An 18,713-nucleotide genomic window follows, 5' to 3' on the forward strand; every position below is an offset into this window, starting at 1 on the left:
AAAAGCCGCCCTTCGGGGCGGCTTTTTATTTTCCCGCGCGGGCGGCCAGCTTCAGGGCTGCGTCTTCCATTCGTTGAAGACGTCGTTGATGATCTGCGATCCGCCCACGCCCTTCTCGAAGGTGACCTTTGCGATCTTGCCGTTCGTGAGGTTCATAGGGATGTCGAACCAGTTGAGGTTGCGGATCATCTCGACATTCTGCGCCTCGGCGGAGGAATAAAGCCCCACGAGGAAGACATTCGGCGCGATATCGACCTGCATGCCCTGAAGCGCCGCCCCGCGCGGAGCGTCGTCGCGGCGCATTTCCGGCACATTGATCGTGCGGACGCTGCCGACCGTCGAATCAGCCGAGGGATCGAAACGGAGGGTCAAGGTGTGGCTCGCCGAGAGCGCGGCGTCGTAATTTTTCTCGATGGTCATCGAGGTCTTGAGGCCCGCCTCGGGAATATCGATATCGGCGCGGATGGCGCTGGATAATTGCTGGTTCGGCCCGCGGTTCGCCGCGTCGCGCCGCCAGACCACCGTCCCGACATAGGTTTTGACGCCACCCGGCTCGGAAGGCGCCTGCAGCAAGATCGCCGCGCGATAGGCGATCGGAATATTGGAGGCGGGGCCGGGCGCCGGCGCCGCTGGGGCCGGCTGGGGCGCCGAACCGGCGTCTTCTCCGACCCGCTGGCCGATCTTGCCGCCGGATTTCTGCTCCGTCGCCTCGGGCGCAGGCGCCAGCTTGGCGAGGTCTTCCGGCCTGTCGCGCAATTTCCAGGCCGCGAAGGCGACCAGCGCGACCACTAAGGCCAAGGCGCCGGCGATAATGGCGAACCGGCGCAACCCGCCGGCCTGGTTTAGCTTGGGCTTGGGCGCGGCAGGACGCAGCGCCTCGCGCGGGGCGACGTCTTCCTCGGCCGTCGGGCCGGCTTCGTCGAGAGATTCGGCGACTGACGGCGGCTCATCAGGCCTTTCCGCACCTTCGGCCGACGGCTCAGGTTCGGCGTTGGGCTCGATGCGGGGCTCGTCATGCGGCGGCGGCTCGGGCGCGTGCTCGGACTCGGGTTGCGGCGTGGCCTCGAACGCCAACGGCGGCTCCGCTTCCGGCGGCGGCGCGGCGACGGCCTGCTCCAGCTCGAGGCGCGCGATCGCCTCCTCCAGCGCATTGGCCTCGCGTTCGATCGCGTGATCCGGCGCCGGCGGCTGCATGCCGCGCAATTGACCCAGCAAAGCCTTGCGGGCGCGATCATAGATCGCGGTCCTGGCTTCCGGCGTCGAGTCCTTCAGGCCGGAAATTGCTTTGGCCAGCAGCGGATAATAATCAGCCATTTCGCGCCTTTGTCTTATCTTTCAGGCCTGACGACGGCGCGAGCAAGCAGCGCTGCAAGCGCGGGGCTGTTTCTCCCCAGGCTCCCTTTCGCCCGCAGCGGGCCCGGACTGGGGAGAGGCGCCCCCCGCCGACGTCAATCCTGAAACGGATTATGCATCAAAATAGTGTCTTCGCGCTCGGGACTTGTCGAGAGCAAGGCGACCGGCGCCTGAATCAATTCCTCGACCCTGCGCACATATTTGATCGCCTGCGCCGGCAATTGCGCCCAGGAGCGCGCGCCGCCGGTGGGCTCGCGCCAGCCTTCGATGGTCTCATAGATCGGCTCGACCCGCGCCTGCGCCGCCTGCGAGGCCGGCAGGTAGTCAATCGTATCGCCGTCGAGCTTGTAGCCGACGCAGACCTTGAGCTGTTCGAAGCCGTCGAGAATGTCCAGTTTAGTCAGGGCGATGCCGTCGATGCCCGAGGTCTTGACGGTCTGGCGCACCAGCACCGCGTCGAACCAGCCGCAACGCCGCGCGCGCCCCGTAACGGTGCCGAATTCCCGGCCCTTCTCGCCGATGGCGCGGCCCGTCTCATCGAGCAGCTCCGTCGGGAAAGGCCCCTCGCCCACGCGGGTCGTGTAGGCCTTGGCGATGCCGAGCACATAGCCGATCGCCTTCGGGCCGAGGCCCGCGCCCGTCGCGGCGTTGGACGCGACCGTGTTGGACGAGGTGACGAAGGGATAGGTGCCATGGTCGATATCGAGCAGCGCGCCCTGTGCGCCCTCGAACAGGATCCGCTTGCCGGCGCGGCGCAGGTCGTCGAGCAGGGCCCAGGTCCGATCCATATAGGGCAGGATCTGCGGCGCCACTTCTTCCAGCTCGGCGCGGATCGTCTCAGCCTTGATCTCTTCGAGACCGAGGCCCCGGCGCAGGGCGTTGTGATGGGTGAGCAGGCGCGCGATCTTGCCGTCGAGCGTCGTGAGATCGGCGAGATCCATCACGCGAATGGCGCGGCGCCCGACCTTGTCCTCATAGGCCGGGCCAATGCCGCGCTTGGTCGTGCCGATTTTGGCGTCGGCGGCGGCGGAATTTTCGCGCAGGGCGTCGAGTTCGCCGTGCAGCGAAAGGATCAGCGGCGCATTTTCGGCAATGCGGAGATTTTCGCGCGAAATCGTGACGCCCTTGGCGCGCAGTTCGGCGATCTCCTTGACGAGATGCCGGGGGTCGACGACGACGCCATTGCCAATGACCGAGAGCTTGCCGGGACGGACGATGCCGGACGGGAGCAGGGACAACTTATAGGTGACGCCGTCGATGACCAGCGTATGACCAGCGTTGTGCCCGCCCTGATAGCGCACCACCACATCGGCCGAGACGGACAGCCAGTCGACGATCTTGCCCTTGCCTTCGTCGCCCCACTGGGCGCCGACCACCACCACATTCGCCATAGTCCCGGCTCTGTCTCTTTTAAGCTGCGTCCTGGCTACGCCAGCCGCTCCGCTTGTTTAGTACGCTGCGCTCTGACCTACGCCAACCGCTTCGCTTGTTTAGTACGGTACGCTGCGCTCTGGCCTACGCCAACCGCTACGCTTGTTTGGTATGCTTCGCTTGTCGCACGCGCCGCGCGTCGCAACGCAAAAACCCCAGCGCTGGGCCGGGGCGATCGCAAAAGACCGCCTACCGGATCAACGCGATGAAGTAAAGCGTTTCCGCTTTTTCGAAAGCAGCCAGCACCCGGTAAAACCGGCAAAAAACGCGGTTAAATATTAGGGTTAAGACCTATTTAAAACTTTGCTGGCAAAACTTCCCTCAGTGAACACGCATTCGGGCCGCGCGCCCTGCACACGAAGGGATTTTGTCATGGGCAGCTTGAAAGCCCTCACTCTCGCGAGCGGCGTCGCTCTGGCCGTCCTTCCGATGGCCCATATCCCGGCGGCCTTCGCCGCGGATCTGTTGCCGCCTCCGCCCCAGCTGGAGCCGCCGCCCCTGCGCGGACCGGTCGAAGAGGTCGGGTTCTATATGCGCAGCGACATTGGCGTCGCCGCGGTGTCCGCCTCCAACCTGCGCTCGACCTTCACCGACGGCAGCACGCTGGCGAGCCTCGGCGCCGTCGACGGTCCCGTCAGCGTCGGCGACAATTTCATCCTGAGCCTCGGCCTCGGCTGGCAGTTCAACCAGTGGTTCCGCGCCGACCTAACCGCCGAATATCGCGGCTCGAGCAGCTATTCGTCGAGCGTCACCTATCAATGGGGCAACGCCCTTACCAACGCCTCCGGCTGTTATCCCGGCTCCGGCCTGGTCTGCGGCGACCAATATAACGGCACCGTCAAGACCGGCCTGTTCCTGGCCAATGGCTATGTCGACGTCGGCAGCTGGTACGGCTTCACGCCTTATGTCGGCGGCGGCATCGGCCTTGCCGTCTACCAGACCAGCGGCGTCAAGGACGTCGGCCTTTATCCGACGGCCGGCGCCTTCGGCTTCGCGCCCAATTACACCGGCACAAACTTCGCCTGGTCGCTCACCGGCGGCGTGGCCTATGCCATCGCGCCCAATCTCAAGCTCGACGTCGCCTATCGCTACGTGAACATGGGCGCGTTCAAGACCGGCGCGATCGGCTGCAACTACACGGTCGCGGGCAGCTGCCACGGCGAGATCCAGAGCTTCAACATGGCGTCGAACGACCTGCTGTTCGGCCTGCGCTGGTTCACGCCGGTCATGGCCCCGGTCCCGGTCCTGCAAACCCGCTACTGAGCGACGCGCTCTTTCCAGGTTTTGGCCTTCCGCGGTCGCGCGGAAGGCCTTTTTGCTATTTGACGCCGGGTTTTCACGCCGCGCTGCGCCGCAAAAGAAAAACAACGCCCGTTTTTCGAAAGTTTTCTCGCAAAGACGGCGTTAAGGTTAAGTCGTGATTAACCCTCTTCCTTCACAGTCTTTCCATGATTGGCGCAGCGTCGCGCAGTGGCAGTCGAAGAGGAAAGACATGCGTAGGACCATTCATGCGGCCGCCGCCGCGCTCTTGGCCTGGACCGCCGGCGGAACGCTGGCCGCCGAAGCAGCCGATCTCAGCCTGCCCCCGCTCTACCAGCCAGAATCGTCGCCCATCGTCGAATTGGGCTCGGGCTGGTATCTGCGCGCTGATATGGCCGCTTATGACATGAGGTACAATCCGGTCATTTATGGCGACCTCGACGGAAACCACGTCCGAACGAACCTCAACAACACCAATTTCGGCGCGACGCTCGGCTTCGGCTACCAGTTCAACAGCATGTTCCGCGTTGACCTGACCTACGATTATATGACGCCCTTCTCCCGGAATCAGGGCGTCGGCTTCGTCAGCAACACCAATGGCGGCAGCCTGCCCTTCGCACAGGCGACGGGCTGTCCCGCCACCATCGACCCAACGAACCCCGCCAAAATCTATACGATCACCTGTTCGGCGGACTACACGACGAAAGTTACCGCCAGCGCCTATCTCGCGAACGGCTATCTCGACCTCGCCCACTGGTACGGCGTTACGCCTTATATCGGCGCCGGCGTCGGTCTGTCCTATGTCCAGACGCAGACGAAAGTCGTGTTCCGCGATTTTGGCGGGAACCTCTATGGCACCGGCACGAGCTATTGCGGCGGCAACACGGGCCTTTCCGGATTTTCCTGCTTCGATCTGGGTTATTGGAACAATAACGGCCCCAAGACGACCAAATACAACTTCGCTTATGCGCTCATGGCCGGCTTTTCATACGACATTTCCAGCCTGCTCAAGGTTGATATCGGCTATCGCTATCTCAATCTCGGCTCGAACATTTCGTCGCAGGAATTCCGCGCCGGCGTCCGCATCACGCCGGACGGCTGAGGCTCACTCTTCCGAATCGGCGCCGTTGGCTTCGTCCTCGGCGTCGGCGATCCGGGCTCCGATGGCCGCCGCAAGGCGGCCTTCGTTTGACTCGCCCCGTTCGGCGAAACTGAGCGCGGCGACGCTGGCGTTGAGCGCCGCCTCGCGGCGCCGGTAATCCGGGATCTCCCCCGCGCGCGGCTTGGGCACGCGGGCGTCATCGCAACCGAAGGACTCGAACCAGGCGATGTCGGCGGCGGTCAGGCCGGCCAGACTCAGGCGTTCGCGCATTGACGCGTCCATTGGTCCCTCCTAACGCTTCCCGCCACCGGCCGAGACCTGCTCCGCGCCTGGCGCCAACGGGAAGACGACCTCGACCAGAGTACCTTCGTTCTTGCGGCTCTTGATGGAGAAGCCCGCGCCATTCGCTTCGGCCAAAGCCTTGGTCAGCGGCAGCCCGAGGCCCGTGCCGCCGCGCGACGGCGCCACCTGACGGAAAGGCTCCAGCGCGGCGCCCAGCTCGCTTTCCGTCATGCCGATTCCGGTATCCTTGACGCGCAGCACGGCATGGCCCGAGTCGCTGAGCGCGGTCGAGACGATGACCTGTCCGCCCGGTTCATTATAGCGCACGGCATTGGCGAGCAGGTTCAGCACGATCTGGCGCAATGAGCGCTCGTCGGCGTTAATCGGCGGCAGCCGCGTCGCCAAAGCGAGCCGGGTGATGACCTTTTCGCGATTGGCCTGAGGCTGGATCAGCGACACGCATTCCGCCACGATGCGATTCGCGTCCACCGGTGCCACGGAAAGATCCAGCTTGCCAGCCTCGATCTTGGACAGATCGAGCAGGTCATTGACCAGGCTCATGACATGGGCGCCGGAGGCATGAATGTCGCGCAGATAATCCTTGTAGCGTTCATTGCCGACCGGCCCGAAGCGCTCGTCCATGATCACCTCGGCGAAGCCGAGAATGGCGTTGAGCGGGGTGCGGATCTCATGGCTGACCTTGGCGAGAAATTCCGACTTCGCCTGGTTGTCGCGCTCAGCCCGCGCGCGCGCCTCGTCCATCGCGCGTTCGGTCTGCCGCCAATGGCTCATGTCACGCAGGATAAGGCAATATTTGCCCTCCACCGCCTTGCCAAGCCGGCCGATGGTCAGATGCAGCGGCATGGTCGCGCCCTGCCGCGTGCGCCCGATCGCCTCGCGCCCGCGCTTCTCCGCCCCGGCCTTGGCGCGGGTGAAATATTCGAGCGCCGATACATGGGATTCGCGGGCGAGCAGAATGTTGAAATTCTCTCCGGCGACCTGGTTGCGGTCATAGCCCAGCAAGGCCTCCGCAGCGCGGTCGAGACCAAGTATCGCCCCATCGGCATTGATGAGGACAACGCCGTCGGCGGCGGCCTCCACCATGGACTGGATTTCGTCTATCTCCGATTCGCGCTGGCGCAGGCTCGCCTCGATCACGCCGATCCGCTGCTCCAGCGCCGTGGCCGAAGGGCGGATCAGAGTCACGAGATCCGCCGGGCCGCCGTCCCAATCGACGCGCGCGCAATGGGCGTCGGCGGATATGGCCTCGCCATTGGCGCCGCGCAGCAGCAGCGTGCGCTTCTGTCCTGGCGCCAGTTCCGCCGCGACGAAACGGCTGGACGCCCGCAGCCCCCCCGCCGCGCTGAAGGCGGCGAGATCAGGATAGCCGAGCCAGTCTAGCGCGATGCGATTGGCATGGAGCAGAATGCCGCCGCGGCTGGCGACGAGGCCGACCGGCAGCGCCTCCGCGAACCGCGCGTCGAATGTTTCCGACGGGCGCTCTTCACTTTCCGCAGGGTGGTTTTGGGCCGTTTCGGCCGCAGCCGGCTGTTCGTCGATTTCTTGCGGTTCTTCGCGCCGAAAGACGGGCGGAGCGGCGGGAGCCTCGTCTCCCGCTTCCAAAGGTCCACGTGCGCCGAGCGCGCGGGCGATTTCACGAAAGGCCGAACGTTCATGCGGCGCCAACGCGACCAGCGACGATTCCGTCTCTTCGCCGTCACGAGACGGCGCTCCATTCGCCTCCGCGCTCGCGGAAAATTCCACAGGCTCGCCGCTTGCTACAGGCCGGACATGAGTCAGGGGCCGCAAGGGCACGACGACGCCCGAAAATTCCGGTGGCCAGATCCCGGCGGGACTGGTCTCGACCGGCGACGCTTCGGCAGGGTCCGCCCCCAATTCCGTATCGGAGGGCGGAAGCTCGGACAGAAAGACTTCCTCGGTCGCCGGCTCATCATTCGCGGGCGGCTCGTCCGCAGCGGACGCCTCCTGCGTCTCCGCGTGGAACGGGCCAGCGACGAAGGGCGCTTCCCGCAGGCGGTCGAGGTGAATGACGCCGAAACCGCGCCAGCCTTCGAAATGCGCGCCATGATCGAATACGGGCAAGGCGCCGAGCGTCACGGGCGCGGCGGCAGAGGCCCCCGCGATCGGCCAATCGACATCGACGCGGCTGAACGTCGCCTGGGCCCGCAAGGCCTCGGCCAGTTCGCCGCTCGGGTCGAAGCCCAGCGTCTCCGCCGCCTCGATCAGATCGCGGCCGACCAGATCGGCGCAGCCCGGGCCGACGATCTCGGCCAGTGGCGGCGTCACCTGAAGCACGATGTTTCGGGAATCGGTGCGCCACAAGAAGCGCGCGGGGACAAGGCCGGGAAAACGCGTCCGCAGCCGCGCGCGGATCGCGCCGAGGCCATCATCCTCGACTGTCTCGTGGGTGGTTTCGGGGCGGGGTTCGAGCGGGGAATCGGACGGCGCCGCCGGCAGCGCGGCGGCGGGCCGCGCGCGGGGCCGGCCGCCACGCAAGCCGAGGCCCGCGAGAACGAAAAGCGGGGGATCGCCCGCCGTGCGGCGGCACAAGGCGGTGATCGCGCCCGGCAGATCCTCGCCGTTGAACGACAGCCGCTCCAGCCGCGCCGCCGCGCCGGGAAGAATGCTGCGCGCGAGCTCGGCGAGGCGCCGCGAACCGGGGAGGTCGGAGCCGAACAGTCTTCCCGTCAAGGCTTCGCAGTCGCGGGCGCTAAACAGACCGAGCGCCGAATCATTGGCGAAGATCACGCGCGCAGGGTCTCCCCCGGCGACCAGGACCGGAGCGCCCGCGCGCGCCAGCGAGGCGACCGCCGGATCGGCCAAAGCCGCCGCGATTTCCGCGCCTTGTCGCCCGTTCGCGATTTTATCAGCCATGCGTCAACTGGCTCCTTTGGAGCGTCTGGCGCGGCCGCGCGACTCTGCGGCCGGAATCGGGGTTACATTAACGAAAAGCTAACCACGTCGGCAGCCCCGAATCCATAATTGATCCATTTCATTCCCAGCGAACTGACCTTATGATTAACGTCGTCTCGCTGCGGGTGCGAGAACCGTTTTGCTGCGCCGCACAAAGACCTATTGCGGCGCAACAAAACTTTGATTATAAAGCAAAGCGCAATACCTATTTGGCGCGGGCGCGAGAATTTCGACAACAGCCCGGCCGTTCACAGCAAGGGATGACCATGAGCAACCTCAACCTCGAAATTCCTGCCGAAGTTCGCGAATTCGCGGAAAAGACCGTCGATCAGGCCCGCAAGGCTTTTGACAGCTTCGTCGCCGCCGCGCAGAAGGCCTCCGCCCAGTCCGAAGCCGTCGCGGAGACCGTCTCCAGCAACGCCAAGGAAGTCAGCTCCAAGGCGATTAGCTTCGCGGAAGCCAATGTCAAGGCCGCCTTCGACCTCGCCGAAAAGCTCGTCAAGGCGAAGGACCCGAAGGAAATTCTCGCGATCCAGTCCGAGTTCCTGAAGAGCCAGGTTTCGGCCGTTCAGGAGCAGGCCAAGGTTCTCGGCGAAGCCGTGAAGAAGGTTGTCGCGACCTCGACGGACGCCAAGTAATGGCGAGCGGTCCGCGCAAAACCAAAACTGCTGCGCCGGCCGCCGAAGCGCCGGTCGCCAAGATCACCGCGGAAACGGTCGCCGCTCCCGCTGCGGCCGTGGCCGAGGTCAAGAAGGTCCAGGCTGCCGCCAAGCAGGCCGCCGCCGAGACCGTGGCCTCGCTGGAGACCTCGTTCACCGCCGCGAGCAAGAGCCTGCAGGCTTTTTCCGCCAAGGCGGTGGAAGCCTATCAGGCCAACGCCGCCGCTTCGGTGGAATATGTGCAGGCCCTCGCCGGCGTCCGCAGCGTGAGCGAGGCCATCTCCTTGCAGAGCGAACATTTGCGCAAGCAATATGAGACGCTGACCGCGCAGGCCAAGGAGCTGACCGCTCTGGCGCAGCAGGTCGCCGCCGATGCGGCCGGCCCGCTCAAGGAGCATCTGGACAAGGCCTTCAAGTCCAACTGATTCTTTCGGCGAAGCCCTGCGCTTCGCCGATCGACATCCCGGACCGGCCAATCCACAGGCTCGAATTTTGAGCGCGCGATGCACTTGCAATCGCGCGCTCTCTTCTTTAGGTTCCGCCGACAAATCGGCCGCCATAGCTCAGTTGGTTAGAGCGCTAGATTGTGGATCTAGAGGTCCCCCGTTCAAGCCGGGGTGGCGGTACCATTTCAAATCATCTCATCATTATTGAAATCATTGGTTCCCAACGGTGTGCCCGACCGTTCGGCGATGATTCCGGGATTCATTTGGCCGGCGCTGCGCGGCGATATCGGTCGCTCCCGTGACCGCTTCGCTCCGCGCATTTCATCTCATCATGACGATCGGCCGTCTGAAGGCCGCCGTTTTTTGCTGCAAGGCGTCAAAAGCAGCGCGATTTGCACGAATTGACCCCTGGCCCGTTCCCCGGGCGCTCACGGAACCGGCCGTAACTCAGGGGGTTAGTAATGAGCTGGTCGTGATCGCAAATGATTTCATCGAGGACCGGATATAAAAAGGAGCTTGCTCATGAAAACCCACTTGATCAAAGCAGCTCTCGTTCTCGCCACTCTTTCCATTCCTCTCAATGCGCAGGCTCAGGGCGTTATTCAAGGTGGCCAGCGAGGCGCCGCCGAAGGTGGGCGCGCGGCTGGCCCCGTTGGCGCGGCAGTTGGCGGCGTTGTCGGTGGAGTCACCGGGGGCGTTGTTGGCGGCGTCAAAGGCGTGGTAGGCGCACCCCAGCGCCATCACCATGGGCGACGTCATCATTACCACTCGTCGCGGTGACAGCCGGGAAGGTCAGCCGCGTGAGCGCGTCCATTAGCCCGACGAAGCGTTGGGGGCCGACTCCCCCCAAAGCCGAAGCCCGATCGCGCTAAGGCGTCTTGCCGGCCCAAAAAACTCTTGCGGCGCCGAAAAAACCTTGGCGCGCGCAAAATCCTTGGCTATGCCGGTTCGGCTGACTTTTCTAGCGCCGGCCCCACAATGTGTGAGCTTCTCGGTATGAGCGCGAATGTCCCGACCGACATTCGCTTTTCCTTCGCCGGCCTCGCCCGGCGCGGAGGCGGCGCGGGCCCGCACCGCGACGGCTGGGGCATCGCATTTTACGAAGGCCGGTCGGCGCGCGCCTTCCACGATCCGGAGCCCGCCGCGAGTTCCGACATCGCGCGCTTCGTCGGCTCGCATCCGATCAAGAGCCGCACGGTCATCGCCCATATAAGGCAGGCCAATCGCGGACGCGTCACTCTCGCCAACACCCATCCCTTTTCCCGCGAGCTGTGGGGCCGCGTCTGGACCTTCGCCCATAATGGGCAACTGCGAGGGGTCAAGGCCCTGCCGCTCGATTTCTATGGCCCGGTCGGGACCACCGACAGCGAACACGCCTTCTGCTGGATGCTCGACCAGTTGCGGATGCGTTTCGAATCCCTGCCCCCGCCGCCGCAGCTCGACCGCGAAATCCTTCAGCTCAGCACGAAACTGGCGCGGCTCGGCGTGTTCAACATGCTGCTCAGCGACAGTCGCTCGCTCTATGCCTTCTGTGGCAAGCGACTCGCCTGCCTCACGCGCCGGGCGCCCTTCGGCGAGGCCACCCTGATCGACGAGGACCGCAAGGTGAATTTCGCCGAGGAGACCGGGCCTAACGATTGCGTCACCGTGGTCGCCACTGGGCCCTTGACGAGCGACGAAAGCTGGACCGCCATCAAGCCCGGCACGCTGCTCGCCTTGCGCGAAGGCCAGGTCGCCGCAACCCTCTTCATCGAGCCGCCGGGCGGCGAAAAGCCCGCGCGCGCCAAAAGGACCGTTCCATGCTGATCGACGGCGAAAAACGCACCGCCATCTGGCCCGACCCCAATGGCGAGGGCGTCGTCATTCTCGACCAGACCCGGCTGCCCCATGTCGTGGCCAATGTGCTACTGCACGATCTCGCCGACGCCGCCAGCGCTATCAAGGACATGCTGGTGCGCGGCGCGCCTTTGATCGGCGTCACCGCCGCCTATGGCGTGGCGTTGGCGATGCGGGCGGATTCGTCGGACGCCGCCTTGGCTTACGCGGCGGAGGTCTTGCGCGCGACGCGCCCGACCGCCGTCAACCTCGCCTGGGCGCTGGCGCGCATGACCAGTTTTCTCCAACCCATGCCGGAGGAAATGCGCCGCGACGCCGCCTTCGCCTTCGCCAAACATCTCGCGGAGAAGGACATCGCCTGCAATGAGGCGATCGGCGAGCACGGCCTGACCCTGATTCGCGCTTTGGCGGAAAAACGCGGCGGGCAGCCCGTACGCATCCTCACCCATTGCAACGCCGGCTGGCTCGCCACCGTCGATTGGGGCACCGCCACGGCGCCGATCTACAAGGCGCAGGCGGCGGGCATCCCGCTGCATGTCTTCGTGGACGAGACGCGGCCGCGCAACCAGGGCGCCTCGTTGACCGCCTTCGAACTGGGCCAGCAGAAGGTCCCGCACACGCTGATCGTCGATAACGCCGGCGGCCATCTGATGCAGCGTGGCGAGATCGACATGGCCATTGTCGGCGCCGACCGCATCGCCGCCAATGGCGACGCCTGCAACAAGATCGGCACATATCTCAAGGCGCTGGCGGCGCGCGATTGCGGCCTACCCTTCTATGTCGCCGCGCCGGTCTCGACCTTCGATCCCGCGCTGGCGGAGGGCCGCCTCATCCCCATCGAGGAGCGCGCACCCGAGGAAGTCACCTTTATGCCGGGCCTCGCGCCCAATGGCGAAGTGATTTCCGTGCGCATCGCGCCGAAGGATACGCCAGCCCGCAATCCGGGTTTCGACGTCACCCCGGCGCGGCTGGTCAGCGGCATCATCACGGAAAAGGGCGTGTTCGAAGCGAGCACGGAGGCGCTGGCGGCGCTGGCCTGACGCCCGGAGCGCCGCGCATGGGTCGACGAGGTCGGTCGGGTCAAGGCCCCGTTTCAGGGGAGACGCCTCTTTTGTGGCCAGATAATCAAGCTACTGCGACAGAAGCCGTCGCTCCAATCCTCTCGGCCCGTTCGGCCAGTATCGCGCGAATAGCCATCGGCACTTGACGGCGCGCTTTGGCGCGCGGATAGGGCAATTCGCTGATCGGCTTGCCATCGGGATAGAGCGCCTCGTGCTCGGCCCAATTATCGAAGGCCAAACGCTCGACATTGTCGACGAATGTCTCGGCCGGCGTGTTTTCGGCGAGGATCAGCGAATGATCGTCAAGTTCGACGTGAAAATATGTGAACACCTCCGGAACGGCGCCTTCGCGAATGATCGACAGCCCGTTGACCAGCGCGCCTGCGTGAATCAGCACCCCGCCGACCAGCAGCGCGTGGTCTGGCGAAAGCACGAGGTCGCGCGACGGAAGATTTTCGCCAAGAGCGCCGGCCTTGACGCGGATCGGCCAAACGCGAATGGGGTCGGCGAACAGGGTCGAGATCGTCTGCCGTCCAAGCCAGACCACGGGTTTTACGGCGCCGTCGGCGGTCAACACCAGATCGCCACGCTTGAGGGTTTCCACGGCCACCTCGCCATAGGGCGTAAGGATTTGCGTGCCGGCCATGAAGCAGATCGCTAGCACGACATCGACTCCGGTCCCGCCGTCAGAGACAAGCTGCAAGTTTCCCGCGCCAAGGGTGGAGGGCTGGAAAGCGAGCGTCGCCTTTTGCGCGCCATTGACGATCGTCGCGACGCCAGTCGTCTTATTGTAGGAAATCGCAGCGCCGGCGGCGGCGATCCCGTCGATGTCGATCACGTCTCCAGCGACGAAATTCTCCAGCAAGGGACTGGAAAACTTAGACGCATTATCGACGATCAGCTTGCCCCCTGCGCCGAAGACGATCGCCGTGGCCTGGAGGGTCCAAAAGACCTCCAGCGAGCCATTGAGCAGCACCGTCGGAATCGAGTCACTCTCGCTCAGCTTCCACGTCGCGCCCGCATCAACCTGAAGCGTACTGAAATTCTCGAAATCGCCTGTGGGCCCGATGATCGCGCTGAACACGCCGGCCGACGTTCCCGCCAGCTCCAATGTGCCGCCGCCTCCGACGACCAGACCGTTGAAGATCGCGCCGGGCTCGACGATGAGGCGGTTGGCCGCGTTGGTGACGGCGAAATCGACAGAATAGGTGGCGCCGGTGATGACGCCTGCATTGGTCACCGTGCCGGCGTTGCCGGCGATATAAACGCCACAGGATCCAGCGGCCGTTGCCGTGATCACGCCGTAATTTGTCACGGTCTCCGTGGTTTTCGACCCCGGAGCGTTTGAGAGAAGCACGCCATAATCGTCGCCCTGCAGCAAGGCTGACGCGTTGTTGGCGCCGTTGATGACGACGCCTCCCATCTGGAAATAGGCGGCGGCTTTTGTGCCGCGCATGGTTCCGTCATTTTGCAACGTGCCCGAGTATCGCGAGAAGAACACGGCGGATGGGCCGGTCCCGGACGTCGCGTTGAGGCACGTCACCTCGCCGCCGATTTCGTTGATCAGCGTGCCGCCGTTGAAGAAACCGACGCCGTCGTCGAATGTGGCGTTCAGTTGGCCATAGTTGTCGACCATGCCGTAAGAGCGCTCGATGAAGATCGCATCCTCGGCGCCGGTGATTGATCCGCTCGCGTAATTGATGACGGTTCCGCCATCTTGGAGGCCGACGCCGTAGCCTTCGGACGTGATTGTCCCGTAGTTTTTGACTGATCCCGTCCCGTATTCGATATTGACGCCGGAAACAGGGGCTATGGCCCCGGCTGTCGGCAATCCGCTCGAATGAATGGAAGCATTGAGAGCGTTGGTGACCGTGCCGCCGCCGCCGAGATATATGCCGCCTGTGCCGGAGACCGACCCCTCATTGGTTACGATGCTGCCCGGACCTTGAAGGTAGATCCCGTCGGTTCGGACCGCGCCGTTCGACGTGATCGTCCCCTTGTTGGAAACGGTCCAGACGGCTGTTTCGTTGCCGTAAACGCCGTGATCCGTCGCACTCAGGATCGATACGCCGGAGTCGACGAGCAGGGTCGTATGAGGCGCGGACAGCACAACGACGCTGGTTTGGTTGGCGGATATCTCGGCCGTCGCGCTTGTCCCCACAAGCGGCGTGGGCGGGATCGGCGCGGGGGGCGCTGGCGGCGTCGATGAGGCGAGCACGACCTCGAGTCCAGTCCCGCCATCGGAAACAAGCTGCAAGGTTCCCGCGCCAAGGGTGGAGGCTTGAAAATTGAGCTTTACTGTTTGCGCGCCTTTGACGATCGTCGCGACGCCAGTCGTCGTATTGTAGGAAATCATGGCGCCGGCGGCGGCGATCCCGTGGATGTCGATCACGTCTCCAGCGACGAAATTCTCCAGCAAGGGACTGGTGAAGCTGGACGCATTATCGACGATTAGCTTGCCGCCCGCGTAGAAAAGGACAGAAGTTGCTTTAAGGCTCGAGCCGACCTCCAGAACGCCATCGAGCAGCACCGTCGAAATCGAGACGCTCGCGCTCAGCGTCCATATCGCGCCTTCGTCGACCTGGAGGGCGCTGAAGCCCCGGAAATTGCCGGTAGATCCTATGCTCGCGCCGAACGTGCTCGCCGAAGTCCCGGCCAGCTCCAATGTGCCGCCGCCTCCAGCGACCAGACCATTGAATTTCGCGCCGGGATCGACGATCAGGCGGTTCCCCGCGTTTGTCACTGCGAAATAGACAGAATACGCGCTACCGGTGATCGTGCCGGCATTGGTCACCGTGCCGCCATTGCCGTCGATATAGACGCCGTAGGACCCGGCGGCCGTTGCCGTGATCACGCCGTAGTTTGTCACCGATTCCAGGCTCGTCGAGCCTGGGAGGTTGGAGAGGTACACTCCAAAATTGGCGCCCTGCAGCAAGGCCGACACATTGTTGACGCCGTTGACGACCGTGCCGCCCGCCTGGAAATAGGCGCCCGCTTCGTCGCCGCGCATCGTGCCGTCATTTTGCAGCGAGCCCGAGAATTCGTGGAATTTGACAGCGGAGGAGCCCGACGCCGACCCTGTCGTCACGCCTCCGATCTCATTGATCAGTGCGCCGCCATTGTAGAAGCCGACTCCGTCGCCAAGGGTCGCCGTCAGCTGGCCGAAATTGTCGACAGTGGCGGAGGCGCGGACAGAATAGACCGCGTCGGTGACGCCGGTGATGGACCCGCTCGCGTAATTGGTGACGGCGCCGCCCGCTTCGAGAGCGACGCCATAGCTTTTGGAGCCGATCGTTCCGTAATTGAGGACCGTACCGAATCCATATTCGACATCTATGCCGGAAACAGCGGGCGCGCCGACGGCTGCCGGCGATCCGCCCGCGCTGATGCTGGCGTTGAGGGCGTTGGTCACGGCGCCGCCGGCGCCAAGAAAAACGCCGCCCGAGCCGGAGATCGACCCGTCGTTCTCAACAAAGCTGCTCGGACCTTGAAGATAGATCCCGTCGGTCCCGGGCGCGCCGCCCGAGGCGATGGTTCCCTTGTTGGTCACGGACCAGACGGCTTTTTCATCGCCGTAAACGCCGTCGGGCGTTGTGGTCAGGATCGATGCGCCGGAATCGACGACAAGGGTCGGGTCCGCGGCGGACAGCTCGACGACGTCGGTTTTGTTGCCAGACACCTCTGCCATGACGCCCTCACGGAACGACGCGCATCGATCAGGCGACCATCACTTTTCTGAACGAGAGCCATGAGCATCGCCGGCACGACCACAAAGAATGCGTCATTCAGCGATTGACCTCAGCCCCCATTTCGGTTGCCTTGGCTTTCCTTCGGCAACAAATTATACCGCTTACGCAGTATTGGCTAGCCGACGGATGAGCCGCCAACCACATGGCTGCGCCTATTGCAGGCACATTTTTCACCTTATGGTTAGCGAGCCGGCCGTCAGCTTCCGGCTGAATTGTTGGAACGAAATGGTGTGCGACGCCGCCGCCTCGACAACATTCCACATCGCCTCCTGTCCGTCAGATCCGAGCGAACGCGGACCAGCCTGACACAGCGCCTCGCAGTCTCACACGCTCCCCATCGGCCGCCATCCAAAACGGTCCTTGATCCGCTGCATCAGGGCGTCGCGGACGCTGCGATAGGCTTCGAGCTTCTGGTCGCGGGCCGCGTCGATATGGGTGACGTCTTCCGTCGCCCAATATTCCACCGGAATGTCGAGGTGGCGCGTCAGCTCCAACATGCGGTGATGAGCCTCGGGCGACAGCGTCACGATCAGCTCATATTGCGCCAGATCGACCTCGTCGAAGGTCCGGGCGACATGGCTCATCATGTCCATTCCCGCCTCGGCCATCACGCAAAGCGCGAAGCCGTCCATGTCCAGCGCGCGCACGCCGGCGGAGGCGACCTTGAGGCTCGGCCCGAACAGCAGGCGCGAGAGGCCCTCCGCCATGGGCGAACGCACGCTGTTCATGGTGCAGGCGAACAGAACCGCGCCGGGACGCGAAGCTGTCGGCATCAGCCTTTCCAATGCAGCGCTGTGACGAGCGTGAAGATGCGCCGCGCGGTGTCGAAATCGCATTCGATCTTGCCGCGCAGCCGTTCGGCCAGCAGTTGCGCGCCCTCATTGTGCAGGCCGCGCCGGCCCATGTCGATCGCCTCGATCTGCGAGGGGCTGGCGGTGCGGATCGCCGCGAAATAGCTCTCGCAGATCATGAAATAGTCCTTGAGGATGCGGCGGAAGGGCGTGAGCGACAGGATGTGGGCGATGATCGGCTCGCCCTCCTCGTCCCGGATGTTCAGGGCGAGCTTGGACTCGTGCAGCCCGATATGAAGCTGGTAGGGGCCGCTGACGTGGCCCGGCAAGGCGAAGGCGTTTTCCTCGATCAGGTCATAGATCGCGATCGCCCGCTCGTGCTCCTGGTCGGGACTGCCGCGGCCAATCGACGCCTCGTCGAGCGTGATGTTGATCAGCCGGTTGCGGCGCAGGCTGTCGAGATGCTGCATGGCCTCATGCCTGCTCAAGTCTCAGAGCCACGGACAAGGCGTGTGCGTCGAGACGCTCCGCCCGGCCGAGCACGACCGCCGAGGGGCCGATGGCGCGCAGGCTCTCGGGCGAACATTTCAGCAGCGAAGTGCGCTTCATGAAGTCCAGCACATTGAGGCCGGAAGAGAAGCGCGCGGACCGCGCCGTTGGCAACACATGGTTGGAGCCGCCGACATAATCGCCAATCGCCTCGGGCGTATAGGCGCCGATGAAAATGGCCCCGGCGTTGCGCACGCCCGCTTGCAGCTCCTCGGCGTTGACCGCCATGATTTCGAGATGTTCGGCGGCGATGCGGTCGGCGAGCGGCAGAGCCTGCGCCAGCTTGTCCACCACAATGACCGCCCCGAGTTCGGTCCAGCTCTTTTCCGCGATGGCCCGGCGCGGCAGGGTTTCGAGCCGCGCGACGACCGCCGCCTCGACCGCATCGGCCAGGGCCCGGTCGTCGGTGATCAGGATGCTCTGCGCCGCCGTGTCATGCTCGGCCTGGGCCAGCAGGTCGATGGCGATCCATTCCGGATTGGCGGTCTTGTCGGCGAGGATCAGCACTTCCGACGGGCCGGCGATCATGTCGATGCCGCATTGGCCGAACACGCGGCGCTTGGCGGCGGCGACGAAGGCATTGCCCGGCCCGACGATCTTGACCACCGGCGCGATGGTTTCCGTGCCATAGGCCAGAGCCGCGACGGCCTGCGCGCCGCCGATGCGATAGATTTCGTCCACCCCGGCGATATGGGCCGCCGCCAGCACCAGCGGCGACAATTTGCCGTCGGGCGCCGGCGCGACCATGACCAGGCGCTCGACGCCCGCCACTTTCGCCGGAATGGCGTTCATCAGCACCGAGGAAGGATAGGAAGCCGTGCCGCCCGGCACATAGAGGCCGGCGGATTCGACCGCGCTCCAGCGCCAGCCAAGCTCCACGCCCGCATCGTCGGTAAAACGCAGGTCGCTCGGGCGCTGCCTTTCGTGAAAGGCGACGATGCGGTCGCGCGCCAGCTCAAGCGCGGCGATTTGCTCCTTCGGGCAGGCGGCGACCGAGGCCTCGATTTCCGCGCGCGAGATGCGCAAGGTTTCGGGGGTCAGCTCGATGCGGTCGAAACGGCGCGAATAGTCGATCAGGGCCGCGTCGCCGCGCGCGATCACATCCGCGATGATGTCGCGGACGATCGCATCGACATCTTCCGCCGTCTCGCGCTTCATATGCAGAAGCTTTTCGAATTTTTCGCCGAAATCGGCGGCGGCGGCGTCGAGCCGGAACGGCATCGGAATTCTCCTGGAGGATAGGGGAGCGGTTTGTAGGCG

At 64.4% G+C, this 18,713-nt stretch carries 16 protein-coding genes and 1 tRNA gene; 8 read left to right on the forward strand and 9 right to left on the reverse strand.

The window, feature by feature from the left end; genetic code table 11:
• Nucleotides 1-51: 51 nt before the first annotated feature.
• Together QZ409_RS18210 and QZ409_RS18215 are read right to left on the reverse strand one after the other, a co-directional pair.
• The gene (locus QZ409_RS18210; RefSeq protein ID WP_296714122.1) at nt 52-1,314 is read right to left on the reverse strand and encodes a hypothetical protein; all 1,263 of its coding nucleotides are present in this window, start codon (nt 1,312-1,314) and stop codon (nt 52-54) included.
• Nucleotides 1,315-1,448: 134 nt separating this feature from the next.
• Nucleotides 1,449-2,744, reverse strand: coding sequence for an adenylosuccinate synthase (locus tag QZ409_RS18215; protein WP_296714124.1), 1,296 nt, complete (start codon nt 2,742-2,744; stop codon nt 1,449-1,451).
• Between the two features lie 412 nt (nt 2,745-3,156).
• Between QZ409_RS18215 and QZ409_RS18220 the strand changes: the two genes are divergently transcribed.
• Entirely contained in the window at nt 3,157-4,047 is an 891-nt protein-coding gene (locus tag QZ409_RS18220; RefSeq protein ID WP_296714127.1) for an outer membrane beta-barrel protein, read from the forward strand.
• Nucleotides 4,048-4,276: 229 nt separating this feature from the next.
• Nucleotides 4,277-5,146: an outer membrane beta-barrel protein gene (locus QZ409_RS18225; protein ID WP_296714129.1), complete on the forward strand. Its 870-nt coding sequence runs from the start codon at nt 4,277-4,279 to the stop codon at nt 5,144-5,146.
• 3 nt (nt 5,147-5,149) lie between these two features.
• On the opposite strand, the gene QZ409_RS18230 is transcribed toward QZ409_RS18225, so the two are convergent.
• Together QZ409_RS18230 and QZ409_RS18235 are read right to left on the reverse strand one after the other, a co-directional pair.
• Nucleotides 5,150-5,428 (reverse strand): hypothetical protein, encoded by a 279-nt coding sequence (locus QZ409_RS18230; protein ID WP_296714132.1) that lies wholly within the window; start codon nt 5,426-5,428, stop codon nt 5,150-5,152.
• A gap of 9 nt (nt 5,429-5,437) precedes the next feature.
• Complete coding sequence (locus tag QZ409_RS18235; RefSeq protein WP_296714135.1) at nt 5,438-8,323, reverse strand: ATP-binding protein; 2,886 nt, start codon at nt 8,321-8,323, stop codon at nt 5,438-5,440.
• Nucleotides 8,324-8,628: 305 nt separating this feature from the next.
• Here QZ409_RS18235 and QZ409_RS18240 point away from each other — a divergent pair, with 305 nt between their 5' ends.
• The 4 genes from QZ409_RS18240 to QZ409_RS18255 all read left to right on the forward strand — a co-directional run bounded on the left by QZ409_RS18240 (nt 8,629) and on the right by QZ409_RS18255 (nt 9,872).
• Entirely contained in the window at nt 8,629-9,000 is a 372-nt protein-coding gene (locus tag QZ409_RS18240; protein ID WP_296714137.1) for a phasin, read from the forward strand.
• On the forward strand, nt 9,000-9,446 hold the full coding sequence (locus QZ409_RS18245; protein ID WP_296714140.1) for a phasin family protein: 447 nt from the start codon (nt 9,000-9,002) through the stop codon (nt 9,444-9,446). Before QZ409_RS18240 ends, QZ409_RS18245 begins: the two co-directional genes overlap by 1 nt.
• A gap of 127 nt (nt 9,447-9,573) precedes the next feature.
• A tRNA-His gene (locus tag QZ409_RS18250) sits at nt 9,574-9,650 on the forward strand.
• A complete protein-coding gene (locus QZ409_RS18255) occupies nt 9,639-9,872 on the forward strand; it encodes a hypothetical protein (RefSeq protein ID WP_296714141.1) in 234 nt (77 codons plus the stop codon). The genes QZ409_RS18250 and QZ409_RS18255 overlap by 12 nt, the downstream gene beginning before the upstream one ends.
• Nucleotides 9,873-9,914: 42 nt before the next feature.
• Here the strand turns inward: QZ409_RS18255 and QZ409_RS18260 are convergent, their stop codons facing one another.
• Nucleotides 9,915-10,229 carry a hypothetical protein gene (locus tag QZ409_RS18260; RefSeq protein WP_296714144.1) on the reverse strand — a complete coding sequence of 105 codons (315 nt, stop codon included), beginning with the start codon at nt 10,227-10,229 and terminating at the stop codon, nt 9,915-9,917.
• A gap of 216 nt (nt 10,230-10,445) precedes the next feature.
• On the opposite strand from QZ409_RS18260, the gene QZ409_RS18265 reads away from it, so the two are divergent.
• Nucleotides 10,446-11,273, forward strand: coding sequence for a class II glutamine amidotransferase (locus QZ409_RS18265; RefSeq protein ID WP_296714148.1), 828 nt, complete (start codon nt 10,446-10,448; stop codon nt 11,271-11,273).
• A complete protein-coding gene (gene mtnA / locus QZ409_RS18270; protein ID WP_296714152.1) occupies nt 11,267-12,343 on the forward strand; it encodes an S-methyl-5-thioribose-1-phosphate isomerase in 1,077 nt (358 codons plus the stop codon). Before QZ409_RS18265 ends, mtnA begins: the two co-directional genes overlap by 7 nt.
• Nucleotides 12,344-12,428: 85 nt before the next feature.
• Here mtnA and QZ409_RS18275 read toward each other — a convergent pair whose 3' ends face one another.
• The 4 genes from QZ409_RS18275 to hisD all read right to left on the reverse strand — a co-directional run bounded on the left by QZ409_RS18275 (nt 12,429) and on the right by hisD (nt 18,674).
• Complete coding sequence (locus tag QZ409_RS18275) at nt 12,429-16,052, reverse strand: Hint domain-containing protein (RefSeq protein WP_296714154.1); 3,624 nt, start codon at nt 16,050-16,052, stop codon at nt 12,429-12,431.
• Between the two features lie 384 nt (nt 16,053-16,436).
• Nucleotides 16,437-16,886 carry a low molecular weight phosphatase family protein gene (locus QZ409_RS18280; protein ID WP_296714156.1) on the reverse strand — a complete coding sequence of 150 codons (450 nt, stop codon included), beginning with the start codon at nt 16,884-16,886 and terminating at the stop codon, nt 16,437-16,439.
• On the reverse strand, nt 16,886-17,374 hold the full coding sequence (locus tag QZ409_RS18285; protein ID WP_296714158.1) for a UPF0262 family protein: 489 nt from the start codon (nt 17,372-17,374) through the stop codon (nt 16,886-16,888). The genes QZ409_RS18280 and QZ409_RS18285 overlap by 1 nt, the downstream gene beginning before the upstream one ends.
• 4 nt (nt 17,375-17,378) lie before the next feature.
• On the reverse strand, nt 17,379-18,674 hold the full coding sequence (gene hisD / locus QZ409_RS18290) for a histidinol dehydrogenase (protein ID WP_296714161.1): 1,296 nt from the start codon (nt 18,672-18,674) through the stop codon (nt 17,379-17,381).
• Between the last annotated feature and the right edge of the window lie 39 nt (nt 18,675-18,713).

Origin of the sequence: Rhodoblastus sp., assembly GCF_019449565.1 — a bacterium.
GTDB lineage: Bacteria > Pseudomonadota > Alphaproteobacteria > Rhizobiales > Beijerinckiaceae > Rhodoblastus.